Below are 19,671 nucleotides of genomic sequence, written 5' to 3' on the forward strand. Positions count from 1 at the left end.
AGTAAAGGTAGTGAGTTGTTTTGTGTAGTGAGTTGTTTTTTGTTTGACTTCCCTGAGGTATTTTTTGCCGGCGTCCATGGATGCCGGCATTTTTTTGCCTGGACGCAAGGCGCGCCCGAGGCACTCAGGATGCGCAATGAAAAGGATGAGCTTGCTGCAACAGGCGGGGATAAACCCATTTCCCGCGCGCAACTGGCGCCATCTGCTCGTAAGCCGCACAGACACTGGCGCACGGGGGGTTTAGTGGACTTGTCACATAATTGTTGTATCCTATGGCTCTTCGAAACTACGTCGGGCTCACGCCTAACGCCATGCAAGATCACCCTAGTAGCGTCAAGTCTGACGCTAAACCCCACCGTTCGCTGTTCGAACGACTCACCGCACTGATTTCCCCCGAACCCGAAAACCGGGCAGAACTGCTCGAAGTCCTGCACGATGCGCACGAGCGCAATCTGATCGACGCCGACGCGCTGTCGATGATCGAAGGCGTGTTCCAGGTCTCCGACCTGGCGGCGCGCGACATCATGGTGCCGCGTTCGCAGATGGACACCATCGACATCAGCAAGCCCATCGATACTTGGATGCCCGACGTGCTGTCGACCTCGCACTCGCGCTTCCCCGCGGTGGACGGCGAACGCGACAAGGTGGTCGGCATCCTACTGGCCAAGGACCTGCTGCGCTACTACGCCGAAGAAAGCTTCGACGTGCGCGACATGCTGCGCCCGGCCATTTTCATTCCCGAATCCAAGCGCCTCAACGTGCTGCTGCGCGACTTCCGCGCCAACCGCAACCACATGGCGATCGTGGTCGATGAATACGGCGGCGTGGCCGGCCTGATCACCATCGAAGACGTACTGGAACAGATCGTCGGCGACATCGAGGACGAATACGACTTCGACGAAGCCGAAGACAATGTACTGGCCCTGAAGGACGGCCCCAACGGCGCGCGCTGGCGCATTAAGGCGCTGACTGAAATCCGGCAGTTCAACGAAGAAGTCGGCTGCCGCCTCGAAGACGACGACGCCGACACCATCGGCGGCTTGGTCGCCAACCATGTCGGCCGCGTGCCACGCAAGGGCGACGAGTTCGACATCGACGGCCTGCATTTCGAAGTGCTGCGCGCCGATGCGCGCCAGGTGCACGTGCTGCTGGTCTCCAAGCTGCCGGCCCCGGCCGACGAAGAGTAATTTTCCGCACCTCCCCGCGTGAACGCCCCTCTCCCACAAGACGCTCCCGGCCTGCGCGGGCAAGCCGCCGCGCGCGGCCGTGCAGGCGCGCTGCCGCTGCTGCTGGCGACGCTGGTCGGCGCCGCCAATGTGCTGGCCTTCGCGCCGTTCAACTTCTGGCCGCTGCAGATCCTGGCGCTGGCCTGGCTATTCCATGGCGTGATCGCCTCCCCCGAGGCCGGCGTGCGCGCGCATTTCCTGCGCGGCTGGCTGTACGGGTTCGGCTGGGCTGCGGCCGGGGTGCACTGGCTCTACATCAGCATGCACGACTACGGCGGCATGCCGTCGTGGATGGCGGCGCTGGCGGTGGCCTTGCTGGGGCTATACCTGGGCCTGTACGCTGGCGCGGCGACCGCGCTGGCCGGCTGGCTGCGCGGCCGCTGGTCGTCAGGCACGCTCACGCTCGGGCTGCTGATGCTGCCGGCCTTGTGGGCGCTGTCTGAATGGGCGCGCGGCTGGGTCTTCACCGGATTCCCCTGGCTGATCTCGGGCTATGCCCACACCAACGGTCCGCTGGCCGGCTTTGCGGCGGTAGGCGGTGTGTACGGCGTGGGCTGGGTGTCCGCCGTGGTGGCCGGCGCGCTGGCGCTGCTGTGGCTGGGCGTACGCCGCAAGGCCGCCAGCGGCGGCACAGTGCGCATCGTCCTGCCGCTGGGCGCGGCGCTGCTGCTATGCGTGGCCGGCGTGGCGTTGCGTCAGGTGCAGTGGACTACACCGCAGGGACAGCCGATTTCGGTGCGGCTGCTGCAGGGCAATATCCCGCAGGAGATGAAGTTCTCCAACGATGCGCTGGTGTCCACGCTGGGCATGTACGAGCAGATGATCACGGCCGAACCGGCCGACCTGATCGCCACCCCGGAGACCGCCATCCCGCTGCTGCCGCAGCAGCTGCCGCCGGACTACCTGGGGCGCATCCTGCGCTTCGTGCAAAACAGCGGCAGCCACCTGGCGCTGGGGATCCCGCTGACCGACGGTCCGCAGATGTATGCCAATTCGCTGCTGGGTTTCGGTCCCTCGGCGGAGTCGGCGGCGCTGCCTTATCGTTATGACAAGCATCACCTGGTACCCTTCGGCGAATTCATCCCGCCGGGCTTCCGCTGGTTCGTCGACATGATGAACATCCCGCTGGGCGACATGACGCGCGGCGCGCCGGTGCAGTCGCCGTTCGGCGTGAAGGATCAGTGGATACTGCCTAATATCTGCTACGAAGATCTGTTCGGCGAGGAAATCGCCGGCCAGCTGCGCGACGCCTACCGCGCCGGCCAGCCGCAGGCCAGCGTGCTGCTGAACTTGTCCAACATCGCCTGGTTCGGCAATTCGATCGCGCTGCCCCAGCATTTGCAGATCTCGCAGATGCGCACGCTGGAAACCGGCCGCCCGATGCTGCGCGCCACCAACACCGGCGCCACCGCGGTGATCGTGCCCGGCGGCGGCCTGGATGAGCTGACGCCCTTCACCCGGGGCGTGCTGACGGCCAAGGTGCAGGGCTACGGCGGCCAGACCCCTTACATTCTGCTGGGCAACAAGCTGGTGGTGGGCCTGGCGGTGCTGATGCTGCTGCTGGCCTGGGGTCGCAACAAGGCGGCGCGGATCCTGCACTGACGCCGCAAGGCGGCCGGCTGCCCGGCCGCCTGCCCTTTCCCCTTCCCGAAACCGGGTCAAACGGCCCAAAAGACGCTAAAATTCAAGGTTTTAGCAATTCCTCCTCGCCGGTCCACGGGCGACCTCACAAGATGCTGACATTTCAACAAATCATCCTCAAGCTGCAAGAATATTGGGACGCCCAAGGCTGCGCGCTGCTGCAGCCCTACGACATGGAAGTCGGCGCGGGCACTTCGCATACCGCGACCTTCCTGCGCGCGATCGGCCCCGAGCCGTGGCGCGCCGCCTACGTGCAGCCGTCGCGCCGCCCCAAGGATGGCCGCTACGGCGAAAACCCGAACCGCATGCAGCACTACTACCAGTACCAGGTGGTGTTGAAGCCGGCCCCGGAAAACATTCTGGACCTGTACCTGGGTTCGCTGGAAGCGCTGGGCCTGAACCTGCAGCAAAATGACGTGCGTTTCGTCGAGGATGACTGGGAAAACCCGACCCTGGGCGCCTGGGGCCTGGGCTGGGAAGTATGGTTGAACGGCATGGAAGTGACCCAGTTCACCTACTTCCAGCAGGTCGGCGGGCTGGACTGCAAGCCGGTGCTGGGCGAGATCACCTACGGCATCGAGCGCCTGGCGATGTACCTGCAGGGCGTGGAAAACGTCTACGACCTGGTGTGGACCGAGTGGACCGAAAACGGCGCGAAGAAGAAGCTGACCTACGGCGACGTGTTCCACCAGAACGAAGTCGAGCAGTCGACCTTCAACTTCGAATACTCGAACACCGAGTTCCTGTTCTCGCTGTTCAGCAACTACGAAGCCGAAGCCCGGCGCCTGATGGAAGTGCCGCTGGCGCTGCCGGCCTACGAGCAGGTCCTGAAGGCGGCACACACCTTCAACATGCTGGACGCGCGCGGCGCCATCTCGGTCACCGAGCGCGCCGCCTACATCGGCCGCATCCGCAACCTGTCGCGCGCGGTGGCGCAGGCCTACTTCGAGTCGCGCGAGCGCCTGGGCTTCCCCATGCTGGACGCCCCCAAGGCCGCCGCGTAAGCCCAGACAGACTGAGCCCCCGACAGACTGAACCGGCGCCCGGCCTGACGGCGGGCGCACCGAGCAAGACAGCAAGACAGACAACATGAACCAGACACTCCTCGTAGAACTCGTCACCGAAGAACTGCCGCCCAAAGCGCTGGCCAAGCTGGGCGACGCCTTCGCCGCCGGCATCTTCAACGGCCTGCAAAGCCGCGGCTATCTCGATGCCGATTCGGCCGCCACCGCCTACGCCACGCCGCGCCGCCTGGCGGTGTCCATCACCAAGGTGCGCGCCGCCTCGCCGGACAAATCCATCCGCGAAAAGGTGCTGCCGGTGTCGGTGGCGCTGGACGCAGAAGGCCGCCCGGCCGCTCCTCTGGTGAAGAAGCTGGCCGCACTGGCCGCCTCCACCGGCGCCGCGGTGATCACGCCCGACCAGCTGGAACGCGCGCAGGACGGCAAGGCCGAGAGCTTCTTCTACACCTACACCGCCAAGGGCTCGCCGCTGGCCACCGGCCTGCAGGCCGCACTGGAAGACGCGCTCGCCAAGCTGCCTATCCCCAAGGTCATGAGCTACCAGCGCCAGTTCGGCCGCGCCGCCGGCGAGACCGTGCACTTCGTGCGCCCGGCGCACTATCTGGTGGCGTTGTTGGGCAACGAAGTGGTGCCGCTGACCATCCTCGGCCTGGACGCCGGCCGCACCACGCTGGGCCACCGCTTCCTGTCGCAGGGCGCACTGCAGATCGCCTCGCCCGACGCCTACGTCGAGACGCTGGCGTCGCAGGGCAAGGTCATCGCCAGCTTCAACGAACGTAAGGAAAAGATCCGCGCCGCGCTGCTGGCAAAAGCCGGCGCCGACCAGGTCCTGATGCCGGAAAGCCTGCTCGACGAAGTCAACGCGCTGGTCGAATGGCCGGTGGTCTACGAGTGCAAGTTCGAGGATGAATTCCTGGCCGTGCCGCAGGAATGCCTGATCCTGACCATGCAGACCAACCAGAAGTATTTCGCGCTGACCGACGCCAACGGCAAATTGCGCTCGCGCTTCCTGATCGTCTCCAACCTGGAGACCGCACAGCCCGAACACATCATCGGCGGCAACGAGCGCGTGGTGCGCCCGCGCCTGTCGGACGCCAAGTTCTTCTTCGAGCAGGACAAGAAGAAGAAGCTGGCCGATCGCGTGCCGCAACTGGCCAACGTGGTCTACCACAACAAGCTGGGCAACCAGCTGCAGCGCACCGAGCGCGTCAAGGCGCTGGCCGGCAAGATCGCCGGTCTGCTGGGCGGCGACGTGGCGCTGGCCGAACGCGGCGCGCTGCTGGCCAAGGCCGACCTGCTGACCGACATGGTGGGCGAGTTCCCCGAGCTGCAAGGCATCATGGGCACCTACTACGCGCGCCATGACGGCGAGGCCGACGAGGTCGCGCTGGCCGCCTCCGAACACTACCAGCCGCGCTTCGCCGGCGACGCACTGCCGTCCACCGCCACCGGCACCGCCGTGGCCCTGGCCGACAAGCTGGAAACCCTGGTCGGCATCTGGGGCATCGGCCTGCAGCCGACCGGCGACAAGGACCCGTTCGCGCTGCGCCGCCACGCCCTGGGCGTGCTGCGCATGCTGGTCGAGAAGCGTCTGCCGTTGTCGCTGGCCGCACTGCTGGACGCCGCCGTTTCGCTGTTTGCCGGCAACGCCAACTTCAAGGATCCGCGCGCCGAGGTGCAGGCCTTCATCTACGATCGCCTGCGTGGCCTGCTGCGCGAGCGCGGCTTCGCCCAGAACGAAGTCGAAGCCGTGGTGGCGCAACAGCCTGAAGTGCTGGACAACGTGGTCGAGCGCCTGGAAGCGGTGAAGGCCTTCGCCGCCCTGCCGGAAGCCGAAGCGCTGGCCGCTGCCAACAAGCGCATCACCAACATCCTGAAGAAAATCGAAGGCGTCGCCATCGACGGCCACGGCGCGGTGCAGGACAGCCTGCTGCGCGAAGCCGCCGAGCAAGGCCTGTACGCAGCCATGCAGCAGTCGCGCCCGCAGGTGCAGGCCGCCTACGCGAAGGGCGACTTCGCCGGTGCGTTGAAGGCGCTGGCGCAGTTGCGCGCCAACGTCGACGCCTTCTTCAACGACGTGATGGTCAACGCCGACGACGAACAGCTGCGCAAGAACCGCCAGGCGTTGCTGGCCGAACTGCATGGCATGCTCAACCAGGTGGCCGACATTTCCAAGCTGGCCGCCTGATCGACACGGTGTAGGGAACGCTCCGCCGCGCATGGCCTCCGGGTCTGCGCGGCGGCTTGCATAATGGGAAGCTGGGAAGAAGAAAGCCAAGCGCATGAAACTGATCATTCTCGATCGCGACGGCGTGATCAACCACGACTCCGACGCCTTCATCAAATCGCCCGATGAGTGGATTCCCATCAAGGGTTCGCTGGAGGCGATCGCGCGCCTGAACCAGGCCGGCTACCGCGTGGTGGTCGCGACCAACCAGTCCGGCGTGGCGCGCGGCCTGTTCGACATCAAGACCTTGAACGCCATCCACCAGAAGATGCATAGCGCGGCCCAGCAGGCCGGCGCCGACATCGACGCCGTGTTCTTCTGCCCGCACTCGGCCGACGACAATTGCGACTGCCGCAAGCCCAAGCCGGGCATGTTCCACGAGATCGCCAAGCGCTTCAACATCAGCCTGCGCGGCGGCGTGGTCACCGTCGGCGATTCGCTGCGCGACCTGCAGGCCGGCTACGTAGCCGGTTGCGCGCCCTGCCTGGTGCTGACCGGCAAGGGCGAGAAGACTCAGGCCAAGGGCGGCCTGCCGCCGGGCACGCTGGTGTTTCCGGATCTTTCGGCCGTCGTTGATTTCGTTCTGAAATCGCCGGTTGACGTTTCAGTATAGTGACGCTTCCGTCGTCGCCATGCTGATGCGAGACGACGCGTCCCTTCCACAACAACACGCTGCTTGTTGCAGCATGGAGATTGCATTTTGCGCTTTGCCCTGATTTTGCGTTCGCTGGTGTTCATGGTCCTGATGTCGGTGGCCACCATCATCTGGTCGTTCGCCTGCCTGCTGTCCGCCCCCTTCCCCTATGCCAAGCGCTACTGGTGGACCTCGCGCTGGAACGTGTTCGTGATCTGGACCGCCAAGGTCATCTGCGGCATCCGCTATGAGATCCGCGGCAAGGAAAACCTGCCCGATGCGCCGGTGATCCTGTTGTCCAAGCACCAGTCCGCGTGGGAGACCATCTTCTACGTCATCAACATGCCGCGCCCGCTGGTGTTCGTGTTCAAGAAGGAGCTGACCTACATTCCCTTCTTCGGCTGGGGCATCGCGCTGCTGCGCATGATCCCGATCGACCGCAGCAAAGGCCGCGACGCCTTCTCGCAAGTGCTGGAGCACGGCCGGCGCCGCCTGCGCGACGGCCAGTGGATCGTGATGTTCCCCGAGGGCACCCGCACCAGGGTCGGCTCGCAAGGCAAGTACAAGGCCGGCGGCTCGCGCCTGGCGGTGGAGACCAACACCCTGGTGGTGCCGGTGGCCATGAACTCCGGCGAATACTGGCCCAAGGGCACGTTCGTCAAGAAACCGGGCACCATTGTTGTATCCATCGGCAAACCGATCTCGCCGGAAGGCCTGACGCCGCAGGAATTGAACGAACGCGTCGAAAATTGGATAGAATCCGAGATGCGCGTGATTACGCCGGACGCATACAAGAACAGCGCGCCCCGGCAGGCCGCCGCAGCGGATCCCAGCGATCCTGCACGGCCTTGAGTCTTATCAGATAGCCAACCGCAATATCAGGACGCCGCGACTCCATTGAAACTGCTTCGCAAACCCAAGACCAATCCCAACCAGCTCTCGCTGCAAATGGATTTGTTCGCTCCGGAACCGGAGCAGGCCGAGTCGCCCGCGTCTGAAATCGCTCCCGCAGAACTGGGCCCGGCATTGCCGTCGCCGACGGTGCAGCCGCCGTTGATCTCGACGCCGGCGCCGGTGGTGCATGCAGCGCCGCTGCTGCCGCCGGTCATCGCCGCGCCGCCGACACCGGTCAACACGCTGGTGCCGCCGCCCGCCGGCCGTCCTGCCGAAGGCAAACGCCGCATCCTGCTGGGCGAACACACCATCGACTACGCGCTGCTGCGCTCCAAGCGCAACACCATCGGTTTCCTGGTCAGCGACGAAGGCCTGCGCGTGACTGCGCCCAAGTGGGTCACCATCGCCGAGATCGAGAACGCCATCCGCGAGAAGCAGCGCTGGATCCTGACCAAGCTCAACGAACGCCGCGAGCGCTCGGCGCGCCGCCTGCAGCCGCAGATGCAATGGCGCGACGGCGCCACCCTGCCCTACCTCGGCAACGACATCACGCTGCGCATCCGCGCCGGCCAGCGCGCGCCGGTGCACCTGGACGAAGACACCCGCGAGCTCAACGTCAGCCTGCCGGCCGACGCCAGCGAGCAGCAATTGAAGGATCGCGTACAGGGCTGGCTGCAAGCGCGCGCCGAAGAACTGTTCGGCAAACGCCTGATCATCTACGCTGAAAAGCTGGGGGTGAGCTTCCGCTCCTTCGCGCTGTCCTCGGCCACCACGCAGTGGGGCTCCTGCACCGCCGACGGCCGCATCCGCCTGAACTGGCGCCTGATGCACTTCGCGCTGCCGCTGGTCGACTACGTGATCGCCCACGAACTGGCGCACCTGCGCGAGATGAACCACGGCCCGGAGTTCTGGGCCACGGTGCAATCGATCTTCCCGGAATTCGAAACGGCCAAGCGTGCGCTGCGCGACAGCGCGCCGGAGACCTTGCCGATCTTCTGACGCGAGCAGTAGTATCAACAGCAGAGCGCCGAACGCGCTCCCGCACAGCCGCCGCCTTCCGACTTTACGCCTGCCCTACTTCAACGCCTGCGCGATCATCGGCATGACCCTGAGCGCACCGTCCCTGGTCATATGATGCTGGTCGGAATATTGTGAGACGTTGCCCTTGATCATCGTGCATTGGTCATCCGGACAGAGGGCTTCGTAGGGATAGACGAAGCGCACGTTGTCCGGCACCTTCATCTTCTGCGTGACGTCAATGAACATGTGGTTGATGCCCTTGTAATAGTCAGAGTCTGGCATCACCACACAATTCTTCTTTGATACCAGGGGCATCGCGTAGTAATTCGACACCTCACAGTCATAGGCCACATCCGCCGTCGACCCTACGATGACGAGACGAGACGGATGTAATCCTCCCGCCAGCATGGCATCCTCCATCATTTTCTGCACGCCCGGTACAGTGTCTCCACCATAGGCATGCCAGCGCTGCGAGCGGATGACCGCATAGATTTTCTCGCCGCGCAGCGAATGCAGCTTCGATATCGCAGCAGTGCAGTCCTTCAGGTTGCCGACGTCGGGGCGCAAGACGTGCTCGCCCATCAGGCAGCTGCCGTTGGTCACCATGTAGAACAGATAGTCCTTGCCCAGGGTCTCGTCGAGCGCCTTGGTCAGGTGTTCGGCATGGCTGTCGCCGTAGACCACCACGATCTTTCCCGAGGCCGGATTGCCGAATACGCAACCGCTGTTCTTCTTGCGGTCGTCGCACTCGAAGCGGCCGACTTCGCGCTTCAGTTCGACGATGCCGTAACGCGAGGGCAGACCTTGCCGGTATTCGGTCAGGCCGCCGATGCCGCCGATGACGACCATCGACAGCGTCAGCGCGACGATCTTGCCGCGACGCTGCAATGGCCGCAGCGGGTCCTCCAACAACATTTTGGTGGCCCATGCCAGCAGCACCGCCAGCAGCAACAACAGCAGGCGGGCCAGGCCGGAGGGCGCAGCGCCCGTGATCAGGCGGGCAAAGGACAGCAAGGGCCAGTGCCACAGATAAAGCGGATAGCTGATCAAACCCAGCCACACCAGTACCGGGTGCGACAGCACCCGGCGGTTGAACCATGCGCCGGATCCGAGACGGATCATCACCGCTGCGCCGACCGTCGGCACCAGGGCCCACCAGCCGGGGAAGTCGCTGTCCTTGGAAAGACGAAATGAGACCACGATGATCGCCAGCGCCGCCGCCGCCGAAATCAAGCCCGCGGCCGGACCTGTCCATTTGCCGGAGTCGCCCTTTCCGGCGCGCGGCAATGCCGCCAGCAAAGCGCCGACCAGCAGTTCCCAGAAACGCGTTTGCGGCGAATAGTAAAGCCCCGCAATGTCATTGCGGGCGTGGATGCCGCGCAGATTGAGCGCGAAGGAGACGGCGGCCACCGCCACGGTCAGCCACCATGCCTTGCGAGCGCTGAACCCGCGCCGTGCGGCGATAGCCCACAGCGCCAGCGGCCAGACGATGTAGAACTGCTCCTCGATGGCCAGCGACCAGAGGTGAAGCAAGGGCTTGGTCTCGGCGGCGACGTCGAAGTAACCGCTTTCCTTCCAGTACACGAAGTTGGAGAAGAAGCCTGCGCCGCCCGTGATCTGCTTTGCCAGCCGCGCATATTCATCAGCCGGCAGCAGGAACCATCCCGCCGCGTAGACCGTGCCGAGCACCAGCAGCAATGCCGGAAAGATCCGGGCAATACGACGTGCGTAGAAATCGGTGAAGCTGAACGTCCCGTCCTGCAGGGATTTGCGGATGATGGACGTGATCAGGAAACCGGAGATGACGAAGAAGATGTCGACGCCGACGAAGCCGCCGGGCAGGTATTCCGGGAAAGCGTGAAACACCAGCACCAGCGTCACCGCCAGTGCGCGCAGGCCGTCTACGTCGGCGCGATATCCCGGTATGGGCGTACTGATGCCGGCCGGGCGGATCTGTGCGGTGGAGTCGGCGATGGGCGAGGGATACGCTGCGCCCTGGGAAACGGAAGCTTTTCTTGTCATTGTTGATGGGGCTTCGCCGTGGATGCCGGGCGATATTGCTGAGGCCGTCATTGTAAAACAATGTAAACATGCCTCCGCAGTGGGAATTCAGGCCTCACCGCGCAAAAACAACGAATAGGGGATAATGACGCCCATCCCTGCATCAACATTTCATTTAGGACAAGACATGCGAATGCTGCACACCATGCTCCGAGTGGGCAATCTGGACCGCTCCATCGACTTTTACACCACCGTGCTGGGCATGAAGCTGCTGCGCCGTAACGATTACCCCGATGGCAAGTTCACGCTGGCCTTCGTCGGCTACGGCGACGAAAGCACCCACACCGTGCTGGAGCTGACCCACAACTGGGACACCGACAAGTACGACCTGGGCACCGGATACGGCCACATCGCGCTGGAAGTGGACGACGCCTACGCCGCCTGCGAAGCAGTCAAGCAAAAGGGCGGCACCGTCACGCGCGAAGCCGGCCCAATGAAGCACGGCAAGACCGTGATCGCTTTTGTCGCCGACCCGGACGTACTCATAAGTTTGCACTGAATTCCCGCGACACTTAAGTTTCAGATGTCGACAATCCTCTTCAGTAATTCAAGCAATACCTCACACTCTCCGCGTTTCCTATCAGGAAGCCAATCCACTGACTCCCATTTTCATATCTACGCGGTCAGAATCCCTCCCACCGTTTTCGATATCAAAAGTCTTTTCACCAGCACCATCTCCCCTGATCGCTAGCCTGCGGCTCCTGCTTCGTTACAAAACACAGGCTTCCGAATCAAAGCCACTTACCCTGCTCTACAGCGATGCGCACATTTCTCCGCCCATCTCTTGATGCACCAAATAGATATAAATAGTTTTCCCTCTGATGTGGGAACAGTGTTCTATCGCTGAGCACAAGGGAACACGGACTTCCGCGATAGGCGCAAGCATCGATGGCGATCCTCGCGTCTGATCGAAATGATGGTGATTTAGTTGGTCAATAAATCGCTCAGCATTCGTGTGCTGAAGCCGGCTCTTCAAAACAGACATCGCATGTCGTTTTTTTTCATCATCAGTCGTGAATTAACAACGACGGATGCGACTTTATTTTCAGTACGGTATCAAACCAGAGCCAACGCGGCTCTTCACGATGTTTTGATGCGGCATGCGCAATAAAATGTATTCCGCCGTAATAATTTAAATATACGAAGGGAATAAATTAGGGAAAAGAGGAGACGGTGTTACTTTGGGAATACCAGTGTCCTGGGATACCATCAATAAGTCGGCACTCTAGAAGCCTTCATTGGCAAGGCTTCCCGACTTTTTCATGGAGAACGGATGAAAATAAAATTGACGTATAAGGGTGCAGGATTGGAGGTTGAAATACCTCCTCCAATCCTGCAGTTTTTGCTTGGAGAAGCAGTACTGGTGATCTTATCAACGCAGATTTGATCGCCTAATGGGAGGGGTGATGTTGGCGCATCACCCCTCTTCAATATTACAAGTGCATACCATCACAATGTCAACACCAGTTGCAAACACATGATGTTGACCTAGAAGCAATGAGTGCGCGTCAGTTGGTTACTAGGCAGCTGGTGCCCTCTGCCTCTTTCCAGTGCGATAATCGACAGATGCTCGATTAGTAGGCACCTCTTTCCAACGCAATGACGACAAGCGATTCAGACCGACCGCCATCAGTTATCCACAGCCTTAGCCACTAAAGTCGGGGATAAGTCATCCTAGCGAATAATCAGATGATATTCACATCTGGCGTTCTATCATCACAACAAAAAAAAAGCGCATCCCGAAGGATGCGCAAACAGAGGGGAGTAAGAGACCACTCCACTGCCACACAATCATTGCTTAGCGGAACTTGTTCTCGATGGTGCCCAAGCCGTCAATTTCAACGCGGATGACGTCGCCGGACTTGATGTAGACCGGAGGAGACATGCCCATGCCGACGCCGGCAGGGGTACCGGTGGCGATAATGTCACCTGGGTAGAGGGTGATGCCGCGCGAGATCGTTTCGATCAGTGCCGGGATATCGAAGATCATGTTCTCGACGGGGCCATCTTGACGCAGTTCTTCGTTTACCCAGCAGCGCACGCGCGACTTGGTGCCGTCCAACTCGTCAGCTGTGACCAGCCACGGGCCCATCGGGCAGAAGGTGTCGAAAGACTTACCCATATCCCATTGCTGGTGGCGAATTTGCACATCACGCGCGGTCACATCGTTGACGACGGTGTAGCCATAGACGTAGTTCATGGCGTCGCCACGCGAGATGTTCTTGCCTTGCTTGCCGATGATGACAGCCAGCTCAGCCTCGTAGTCGATCTTGTCGGACACTTCGGTGGGCAGCTCGACTTCATCGAAGGGGCCCACGACGCACTCGGGAACCTTGGTGAAGACGATGGGCCATTCATCGGTCTTGGTGCTGTTGTCTTTGAAGACAGTCGCCGACAGTTCCTTGGCGTGGGCGTGATAGTTGCGACCAACGCACCACACGTTACGGCGCGGGACAGGGATCGGAGCTTCCAGGCGCACATCTGCAACCAGGACAGCATCTTTGTCCACAACCTTCGGATAGGCGCCGCCTGCGGCCAACGCTTGAATGATGCCCAAGGCGCCCACGCGGGCTTCTTCCTTGGTCAGGGCAAAGGGGGCCACGGACTTGCCGTCTTCGGAGACGACACCAACACAGCGTTCGCCGTGCAATTGATAGGTTGCAATTTTCATAGTAGTACTCTCAAAGTAAAGGTAAGGACACCCGGCCCTGTCAGTGGTGCTTGGCGTTCAAACCAGCCAGCAGCCGCTTGCAGGTATGCTCTGAATGCTCACGAGTCATGTCCACCAAGTAGTCGACATCGCCCCGGATAAACGCTTCAGCCAACTGTTCATGCTCTTGCTGCGCTTGGATTAGATCCCCTGTCACACGCACTTCCATCCGGATATAGGCTTCAAGCAAGCCGCGCGATCTGGACAACGCTTTTAGCTGATGTGGCCGATTAGCTGGCAGCATCAGGGCATCATGAAACTGCAGATTCAGATCAAACCAGGCAATCCGGCTGGCCTGATCTTCACCTTTCATGGCGTCCGACGATTTTTCTAGAATCTTGAATAGCCGCTGTTCATCGACCTCAGTGCGCATTGCAACTGCCTGGCGAACCAAATCTGTTTCCAGCAAAATCCGCAGTCCGAAGACATCGCGAATTTCATCTGCCTCCAGTCTCGCCACTGCATATCCCCGCCGGGGAGACAGGATCACGAGACCTTCTGTTTCCAGCCGCGGGAGTGCCTCCCGCAGCGGATTTCTGCTCACGCCTAGTAAGGCTGCGACCTCTTCTTGCCGAAGCACAGTCCCGGGCGCATAGACGCCGTTTAGAACCGCTTCGCGCAGCCTCCGGTACACGATCTCTGGAAGGGGAAGTGGCTCATTGGGATTCATCTTCGTTCACGCACTTGGCCGCAGCCTGGCTATGCCCAAGTTAGGCCTTGACGGCGACAGCCTCGACTTCCAGCAGGAAGTCTTCCTTGACCATACGGTCCACGACCAGCAGAGTGTTCGGCGGGAACACTCCGTCTTCCCACAGCTTCGGGAACAGCTCAGCGCGCAGCTTCATGAAGGAATCGATGTCCTGGGAGTGCACCAGGTAGGTGTTGAACTTGGCGATGTCCTTGAAGGTCAGGCCCATGCCCTTGAGCACGTCGCCCAGGTTATCGAACACTTGCTTGAATTGCGCCTTGAAGTCGTTCTTGCCGGCGACGGAGCCATCGGCTGCAACGGCCAGTTGGCCGGCGATGTAGAACAGCGTGCCACCTTCCACCTTGGTAGCGTGGGAATACAGGCCTTGCGCAGGGGCAGCGCCTTCTGGATTCACATAAGTAACGTGCTTGGTCATAGCTTGGTCTCTCGTTGGTTAAGGGCGCCAACCCCAATGTTGGAGGCATTGTTGAACGATTTCAGCAACCCTCAGGCATGAAAAAATCTTTGGTAATCTGGGCTAAACGTGCGGTCTGCTCTAGCGCCGGAGAATGACCACATCGCGCCAGCGCGATGAAATCCGCCCATGGCATGCGTTCTGCCAGCTCAACGCCATGGCTGAACGGAATCGGGAGATCATTGCGGCCATGCACGAGCAGAACGGGACATGCAATGTTTGCGATCTCAGCGTCCGTCAATACAGCGGCGTCAATATAGAGTTGCTTATCGCCTTGGAAGAGCTGCTCGAAGTACTGGTCATAATCTCCGCCATGCAGTACGCGCTCACGACCGCTGATGTATTCGTCGTTCAGCACCGATAGATCCCAAACCAGGGATTCGCCGGCCTGGCGGATCGCTTCACGGGTCGGAGGGAAGCTCCAAATCCGTTGCATGTGCTCATTAATGGGGAATGAATTCCCCATCGAGCAGGTCGCCATGGCCTTCTTGACTCGGCGATCGCGCGACGCCAGCTGCAGCATCAGGTAACCGGACAGCGAATGCCCTAACACATTGACCTGATCTTCTCGGAACAGGTTGAGGGCGAACGACAGCTGTCGAGACCATAGGTCCAGATCGAAGTAAGGCCCGCTTTTCTTGCGCTCGCTTTCGCCGAAGCCAATCAGATCGACAGCGATAGTGTGGAAATGCTGCTCCAGCAGGGGTAGCAGCAATCGCCAATTTCCTACGCTGGAGGCGCCTGGACCTGACCCGTGGGACAGCAGCAATGGCTCACCTTGCCCGCCCTCCAGGTAGCTCACCGTCATGCCCTCGAAGCGGGCTGTTTTGCGTTCCACCATCTCCTCTTGCTCGCTAAAAATCCAGAAAGTTTTCGCACTTTATACAATCTGCATAAAATATGCAAACAAATAAGAAATCAAATTTTTCGCACCAAATACGCTATAAATTCACCATTTTAGGATCGTATACGCTCTATACTCGGGCAAATAACAAATAAATCTCTGTATACGACAATTATAAACATGATCAGAGATACATCTTTGTGGCACGACATTTGCGTAGTTTATACAATTTTTCGTGGCCGCAGTGAGCGCCACGAATTTGTATGGAGACCGACAAAGGAGGGCAACACGACAGACCTACCCATCGCACGACCGCAATCACCGCGGTCCGAATAAGCACTTGCTCGCCCGCCAAGGGGAGCTGCAACGAGTAACCACATCCGTCAAGGCACCTACGCCAGACAAACCGACCGATAGAAGGGGAATTTCATGACTGTTGAAGCACGTCGTAAGTTTTTGGCAACCATGGCCGCCGGTGGAGCCACCACCGCACTGGGACTGAATTCGTCGCTGGTGTTCGCTGCAGACAAGCACATCACCGTGACGAGCTTGGGCGGGCGCTGGGAGCAATCGATTCGCAACCACTTCGCGCCGCTGTTCAAGAAGCGCACCGGTGCGGACGTTCGCATCGTCCTCGGCGGGTCAGCGCAGTGGACCGCGCAGATCATGTCGCAACCCAATCGCCCGCCGCTGGACGCCGTCGACAATGCGCCGGTGCAAGCCATTACCTTGGTCGACAAGCAGCAGGTTCTGAAGCTGACACCAGAGAAGGTGCCGAATCTGAAAGATATTCCCCCGATCTTCTCGGATCTGGTGGAGGGCTACGGCGTTTCCTACCAGTACGGCACCTCCGGCATCTGGTTCGACAAGCGCAAGGTCGCGCAAGCGCCGGATAGCTGGCCGGAATTCTTTGAGCGCGCCGGCCGAGGTGAATTCGGAAAGAAGATCGCTTTCCCGGACATTTCTTACCAGTCGACGCCGGAATTGATATGGCACATCGCCACCTGTATGGGGGGCAGCATGTCCAATCTGGATCCGGCATTCACAGCCCTGCGCAAGATCAAGCCCTACGTCACCAAGTTCTGGGGTACCGCGATCGAGGCCGAACGACTGATTGTGTCGCGTGACGCCGAGATTGGCTGGCTGTGGGATGGCCGCGTCTACGCCATGATGGATGCTGGTGACCAGAGCCTAGAGTTCAAGCGTCTGAAGCCCAGCTCCCTGTTCTCACTGGTCTTCGCGCAGGTAGTCAAGGGCGGAAACACCGACCTGGCCATGGAATGGGTCAACACACTGCTGGATCCGGAACCGCTCCTGGAGTACTACAAGCTGATTCAGTACACACCGACCAATCGGAAGGTGATCATTCCCGAAGCGACAAAGTCTCGCGTGATGCCGGCCAGCGAAGGCGTGGCACCGAACATGCGCGAGCTGATCAAAGCGACACCGCAGATGATTGCTCGCTGGAACGCGGAGATTCGGGGATGACAAACACATCAGCGCCGACCATGTCGGCAACACCCAATACACAGGTGCCGGTCGCACGCATCAAATGGAATCTGGCTGGGGCGCTGCCGATGGTAGCGCTGATGTTAGTCGGCTACGTTGTGCCCGGCCTACTCATCTTCTTCATCAGCCTGGGCGGCGATCCTGGCGCCTGGGCTGATTTCGCTTTCGATTCGAGTAAGTATGTCGCCACCTTCCAGTCAGGGTACTTCTGGAAGGTTCTCGGTTTCACGATGGCGGTGAGTGCCGGGGTCGCTGTGTTGAATGCTGTTCTGGCCTATCCGATTGCGTTCTTCCTTGCCAGGTCGAAATCGCGGTGGGTTGCCCCGTGCTACCTCATTACCTTCACCCCGCTGGCGGTGGGTATGAACATGCTCACGGTCGGCTGGTTGATCATGTTGGGGCAGTCGGGTGTGGTCAATAGCGTTCTGATGGGGCTGGGCGTCATCTCAGATCCGCTGCCACTCTCATACGGAGTGTCCGCAGTTGTGATTGGCCTGGCACACGTCAGCTTCACGTTCATGGTCCTGCCGCTGGAGAGCGTCCTACGCAATATCAAGCCAGCCTTGGAACATGCGGCGACAAGTCTCGGGGCACCTGCGTGGAAGGTATTTCTCACCATTACCTTCCCCCTGAGCCTGGAAGGCGTCGCGGCCGGCATGCTGATCGTTTTCATGCAGAGCTGCGGGGCATTTGTGATTCCACTGCTGCTGGGCGGATCTAGTACGGTGATGTTGCCCGTGGCCATTGGCGAGCAGCTCACGGTGGCCAATGACCGTGCCACTGCTGCGGCGCTGTCGGTCATCCTGACGGGTATTGCCTTGACCGTGCTCTTCATTCAGCTGCGCTATTTCAACAAACTGAAGGATCCGGCATGACGACCAATATCATTCAGACCAAAATGCCAGCGAAAAAGATGGCGTTGGGCAGCTATGTATTTTTAATCAGCTTGCTCCTGATTTTCCCGCTGGCGGTGGTGTTTCTGATTTCGTTCGACACCTCTGCATATATCAACTTCCCGCCCAAGGGATTCAGCACGCAATGGTATGAAGGTCTGCCGGCTAATCCGAACTTTGCGATCTCTGTCCAGAACAGTTTGATCGTGGCCTTCAGCTCCACGCTCTTGTCTGTGCTAGTGGCTGTGCCGGCAGCGCTGGTGATCGCGCGCAACAAGTTCAAGGGCCGCAACTTGGTGTACGTCCTGTGTCTGTCTTCGTTGACTGTTCCCTGGATCGTCTATGGCGTGGCACTGCTCTTCTTCTGGAGCTGGTTGGGACTGGAGCTGAGCATATGGACGCTAATTTTCGGCCACACCATCATTGGCGCTCCCTATGTTCTGAGAACGTCGGTGGCCGTATTGACCGACATGCCGAGCTCCTACGAACGTGGCGCCAGAAGTCTCGGCGCGGGAAAGATGCGCACGTTCTGGACGGTCACCTTGCCTCTGATGCTGCCTGGTCTCACGGCCGGTGCATCCTTTGCTTTCATTGTGTCCGTAGTGAACATCCCGGTCTCGCTGTTCGTCACCACCGCGGACAACATCACGATCCCGGTGGCCATCTTCAACTACATGCAATACAACTTCGACCCCGGGGTCGCAGCATTTTCCATCATTCAACTGATTATCATTGGCGTGTTTATCGCATTTGCCGTGCGCGCCGCCAGAACGGGAGCCGTCTAATGAACAACAAATCCTATCTCCAGCTGACCGACCTGGTGAAGCAGTACGGCGATGCCTACGCTGTGAATAACGTCAATCTGGATATCAAAAAAGGGGAATTCGTTTCGTTGCTCGGTCCGTCCGGCTGCGGCAAGAGTACGACCCTCATGATGATAGCCGGCTTTGAGAGTGCAACGGCAGGTGCGATTTCTATCGAGGGCAAGCGCATCGATCAGTTGCCGCCGGAGAAGCGCAATATCGGAATCGTTTTCCAGTCATACGCACTGTTTCCCCACATGACCGTTGAGCAAAACGTGGAGTATGGCTTGAAGATGCGCGGAATCGCTCCTGCCGAGCGCAGTCGGCGTGTGGGAGAAATGCTCAAGATCGTGCATATGAGGGATTTCGCTCAACGAAAGATCTCGCAGCTGAGCGGCGGCCAGCAACAGCGTGTCGCCTTGGCGCGAGCACTGGTCATCGAGCCGGACCTGTTGTTGCTGGACGAGCCTTTCAGTGCACTGGATCGGAAGCTGCGGGAGGATTTGCAGCGCGACGTTCGTCATATCCAGAAGTCGTTGGGCATTACGACCATCTTCGTGACCCATGACCAGGAAGAGGCTCTTCTCATGTCGGACCGGATCGCAGTGATGAATTCAGGCCGGATTGACCAGTGCGCTCAGCCCACAACGCTATACAGAGAGCCGCAGACCAAGTTCGTGGCCAACTTCATCGGACGCGGCAACTTTGTCGACGGCACTTTCTTCACGAAGCATCAGGTCGAAAGTCAGGGCGCTGGCGCCGTGCTTACTCAGGGATCGTGGTTCTTCCGGCCGGAGGATGTCGCGATCGACCAGGAGAAGGACAGCATCAAACTGGCTGGCCAGATTGATTCCATCTACTTCCAGGGCGCGACTCAGCTGGCCGAGGTGAAGATGGAGCACCGGGAGCAGCCGCTACTGGTGGACGTGACCCAGTGGGCACGCCGCGAGGCGCTCGCCGAGGGTGGTGCGATGCAGTTCTATCTGCCAGTCGACCGCATCCGCCAGATCTGACGGTGTAGCCA

General features: G+C 60.3%; 17 protein-coding genes. 12 read left to right on the forward strand and 5 right to left on the reverse strand.

Features of this window, described 5'->3' with window-relative positions:
• Positions 1-311: 311 nt before the first annotated feature.
• From J8I26_RS11960 to J8I26_RS11990, 7 genes are all read left to right on the forward strand, one after another.
• Positions 312-1,187: a transporter associated domain-containing protein gene (locus J8I26_RS11960; protein WP_209607321.1), complete on the forward strand. Its 876-nt coding sequence runs from the start codon at positions 312-314 to the stop codon at positions 1,185-1,187.
• A gap of 90 nt (positions 1,188-1,277) precedes the next feature.
• The gene (lnt, locus tag J8I26_RS11965) at positions 1,278-2,828 is read left to right on the forward strand and encodes an apolipoprotein N-acyltransferase (RefSeq protein WP_245200294.1); all 1,551 of its coding nucleotides are present in this window, start codon (positions 1,278-1,280) and stop codon (positions 2,826-2,828) included.
• A gap of 131 nt (positions 2,829-2,959) precedes the next feature.
• Complete coding sequence (gene glyQ / locus J8I26_RS11970; protein WP_209607323.1) at positions 2,960-3,871, forward strand: glycine--tRNA ligase subunit alpha; 912 nt, start codon at positions 2,960-2,962, stop codon at positions 3,869-3,871.
• Positions 3,872-3,956: 85 nt separating this feature from the next.
• Positions 3,957-6,077: a glycine--tRNA ligase subunit beta gene (glyS, locus tag J8I26_RS11975; protein WP_209607324.1), complete on the forward strand. Its 2,121-nt coding sequence runs from the start codon at positions 3,957-3,959 to the stop codon at positions 6,075-6,077.
• 94 nt (positions 6,078-6,171) lie between these two features.
• On the forward strand, positions 6,172-6,729 hold the full coding sequence (gmhB, locus tag J8I26_RS11980; RefSeq protein ID WP_209607325.1) for a D-glycero-beta-D-manno-heptose 1,7-bisphosphate 7-phosphatase: 558 nt from the start codon (positions 6,172-6,174) through the stop codon (positions 6,727-6,729).
• 123 nt (positions 6,730-6,852) lie between these two features.
• Complete coding sequence (locus J8I26_RS11985; RefSeq protein ID WP_209607390.1) at positions 6,853-7,602, forward strand: lysophospholipid acyltransferase family protein; 750 nt, start codon at positions 6,853-6,855, stop codon at positions 7,600-7,602.
• Positions 7,603-7,647: 45 nt separating this feature from the next.
• Entirely contained in the window at positions 7,648-8,643 is a 996-nt protein-coding gene (locus J8I26_RS11990) for a SprT family zinc-dependent metalloprotease (RefSeq protein ID WP_209607326.1), read from the forward strand.
• A 75-nt stretch (positions 8,644-8,718) separates the two neighbouring features.
• Here J8I26_RS11990 and J8I26_RS11995 read toward each other — a convergent pair whose 3' ends face one another.
• Positions 8,719-10,737 carry an acyltransferase family protein gene (locus J8I26_RS11995; RefSeq protein ID WP_209607327.1) on the reverse strand — a complete coding sequence of 673 codons (2,019 nt, stop codon included), beginning with the start codon at positions 10,735-10,737 and terminating at the stop codon, positions 8,719-8,721.
• 115 nt (positions 10,738-10,852) lie between these two features.
• Here J8I26_RS11995 and gloA point away from each other — a divergent pair, with 115 nt between their 5' ends.
• Positions 10,853-11,224, forward strand: a complete 372-nt coding sequence (gloA, locus tag J8I26_RS12000) for a lactoylglutathione lyase (protein ID WP_209607328.1) — start codon at positions 10,853-10,855, stop codon at positions 11,222-11,224.
• Positions 11,225-12,523: 1,299 nt separating this feature from the next.
• On the opposite strand, the gene J8I26_RS12005 is transcribed toward gloA, so the two are convergent.
• The 4 genes from J8I26_RS12005 to J8I26_RS12020 form a co-directional block, all read right to left on the reverse strand.
• Positions 12,524-13,396, reverse strand: a complete 873-nt coding sequence (locus J8I26_RS12005) for a fumarylacetoacetate hydrolase family protein (RefSeq protein ID WP_209607329.1) — start codon at positions 13,394-13,396, stop codon at positions 12,524-12,526.
• A gap of 40 nt (positions 13,397-13,436) precedes the next feature.
• Complete coding sequence (locus J8I26_RS12010) at positions 13,437-14,105, reverse strand: GntR family transcriptional regulator (RefSeq protein ID WP_209607330.1); 669 nt, start codon at positions 14,103-14,105, stop codon at positions 13,437-13,439.
• Positions 14,106-14,145: 40 nt separating this feature from the next.
• Positions 14,146-14,559 (reverse strand): RidA family protein, encoded by a 414-nt coding sequence (locus tag J8I26_RS12015; RefSeq protein WP_209607331.1) that lies wholly within the window; start codon positions 14,557-14,559, stop codon positions 14,146-14,148.
• A 61-nt stretch (positions 14,560-14,620) separates the two neighbouring features.
• Positions 14,621-15,439: an alpha/beta hydrolase gene (locus J8I26_RS12020; protein WP_245200272.1), complete on the reverse strand. Its 819-nt coding sequence runs from the start codon at positions 15,437-15,439 to the stop codon at positions 14,621-14,623.
• A 432-nt stretch (positions 15,440-15,871) separates the two neighbouring features.
• Here J8I26_RS12020 and J8I26_RS12025 point away from each other — a divergent pair, with 432 nt between their 5' ends.
• From J8I26_RS12025 to J8I26_RS12040, 4 genes are read left to right on the forward strand one after another with little or no spacing between them, the layout of a single operon-like run.
• Positions 15,872-16,930, forward strand: a complete 1,059-nt coding sequence (locus J8I26_RS12025; RefSeq protein ID WP_209607332.1) for an extracellular solute-binding protein — start codon at positions 15,872-15,874, stop codon at positions 16,928-16,930.
• Entirely contained in the window at positions 16,927-17,826 is a 900-nt protein-coding gene (locus J8I26_RS12030) for an ABC transporter permease (RefSeq protein WP_209607333.1), read from the forward strand. The genes J8I26_RS12025 and J8I26_RS12030 overlap by 4 nt, the downstream gene beginning before the upstream one ends.
• Positions 17,823-18,629 carry an ABC transporter permease gene (locus tag J8I26_RS12035; protein WP_209607334.1) on the forward strand — a complete coding sequence of 269 codons (807 nt, stop codon included), beginning with the start codon at positions 17,823-17,825 and terminating at the stop codon, positions 18,627-18,629. Before J8I26_RS12030 ends, J8I26_RS12035 begins: the two co-directional genes overlap by 4 nt.
• The gene (locus J8I26_RS12040) at positions 18,629-19,660 is read left to right on the forward strand and encodes an ABC transporter ATP-binding protein (RefSeq protein ID WP_209607335.1); all 1,032 of its coding nucleotides are present in this window, start codon (positions 18,629-18,631) and stop codon (positions 19,658-19,660) included. The genes J8I26_RS12035 and J8I26_RS12040 overlap by 1 nt, the downstream gene beginning before the upstream one ends.
• Positions 19,661-19,671 lie beyond the last annotated feature (11 nt).

Origin of the sequence: Herbaspirillum sp. LeCh32-8 (assembly GCF_017814915.1) — a bacterium.
Classification (GTDB): Bacteria; Pseudomonadota; Gammaproteobacteria; order Burkholderiales; family Burkholderiaceae_D; genus Herbaspirillum.

What these genes read in the sequence shown, in the direction of transcription:
- J8I26_RS11960 (WP_209607321.1), top strand. Translation starts at nt 312, where the DNA reads ATGCAAGATCACCCTAGTAGCGTCAAGTCTGACGCTAAACCCCACCGT.
- glyQ (WP_209607323.1), top strand. Translation starts at nt 2,960, where the DNA reads ATGCTGACATTTCAACAAATCATCCTCAAGCTGCAAGAATATTGGGAC.
- glyS (WP_209607324.1), top strand. Translation starts at nt 3,957, where the DNA reads ATGAACCAGACACTCCTCGTAGAACTCGTCACCGAAGAACTGCCGCCC.
- gmhB (WP_209607325.1), top strand. Translation starts at nt 6,172, where the DNA reads ATGAAACTGATCATTCTCGATCGCGACGGCGTGATCAACCACGACTCC.
- J8I26_RS11985 (WP_209607390.1), top strand. Translation starts at nt 6,853, where the DNA reads ATGGTCCTGATGTCGGTGGCCACCATCATCTGGTCGTTCGCCTGCCTG.
- J8I26_RS11995 (WP_209607327.1), bottom strand. Translation starts at nt 10,737, where the DNA reads ATGACGGCCTCAGCAATATCGCCCGGCATCCACGGCGAAGCCCCATCA.
- gloA (WP_209607328.1), top strand. Translation starts at nt 10,853, where the DNA reads ATGCGAATGCTGCACACCATGCTCCGAGTGGGCAATCTGGACCGCTCC.
- J8I26_RS12005 (WP_209607329.1), bottom strand. Translation starts at nt 13,396, where the DNA reads ATGAAAATTGCAACCTATCAATTGCACGGCGAACGCTGTGTTGGTGTC.
- J8I26_RS12010 (WP_209607330.1), bottom strand. Translation starts at nt 14,105, where the DNA reads ATGAATCCCAATGAGCCACTTCCCCTTCCAGAGATCGTGTACCGGAGG.
- J8I26_RS12015 (WP_209607331.1), bottom strand. Translation starts at nt 14,559, where the DNA reads ATGACCAAGCACGTTACTTATGTGAATCCAGAAGGCGCTGCCCCTGCG.
- J8I26_RS12020 (WP_245200272.1), bottom strand. Translation starts at nt 15,439, where the DNA reads ATGGTGGAACGCAAAACAGCCCGCTTCGAGGGCATGACGGTGAGCTAC.
- J8I26_RS12025 (WP_209607332.1), top strand. Translation starts at nt 15,872, where the DNA reads ATGACTGTTGAAGCACGTCGTAAGTTTTTGGCAACCATGGCCGCCGGT.
- J8I26_RS12030 (WP_209607333.1), top strand. Translation starts at nt 16,927, where the DNA reads ATGACAAACACATCAGCGCCGACCATGTCGGCAACACCCAATACACAG.
- J8I26_RS12035 (WP_209607334.1), top strand. Translation starts at nt 17,823, where the DNA reads ATGACGACCAATATCATTCAGACCAAAATGCCAGCGAAAAAGATGGCG.
- J8I26_RS12040 (WP_209607335.1), top strand. Translation starts at nt 18,629, where the DNA reads ATGAACAACAAATCCTATCTCCAGCTGACCGACCTGGTGAAGCAGTAC.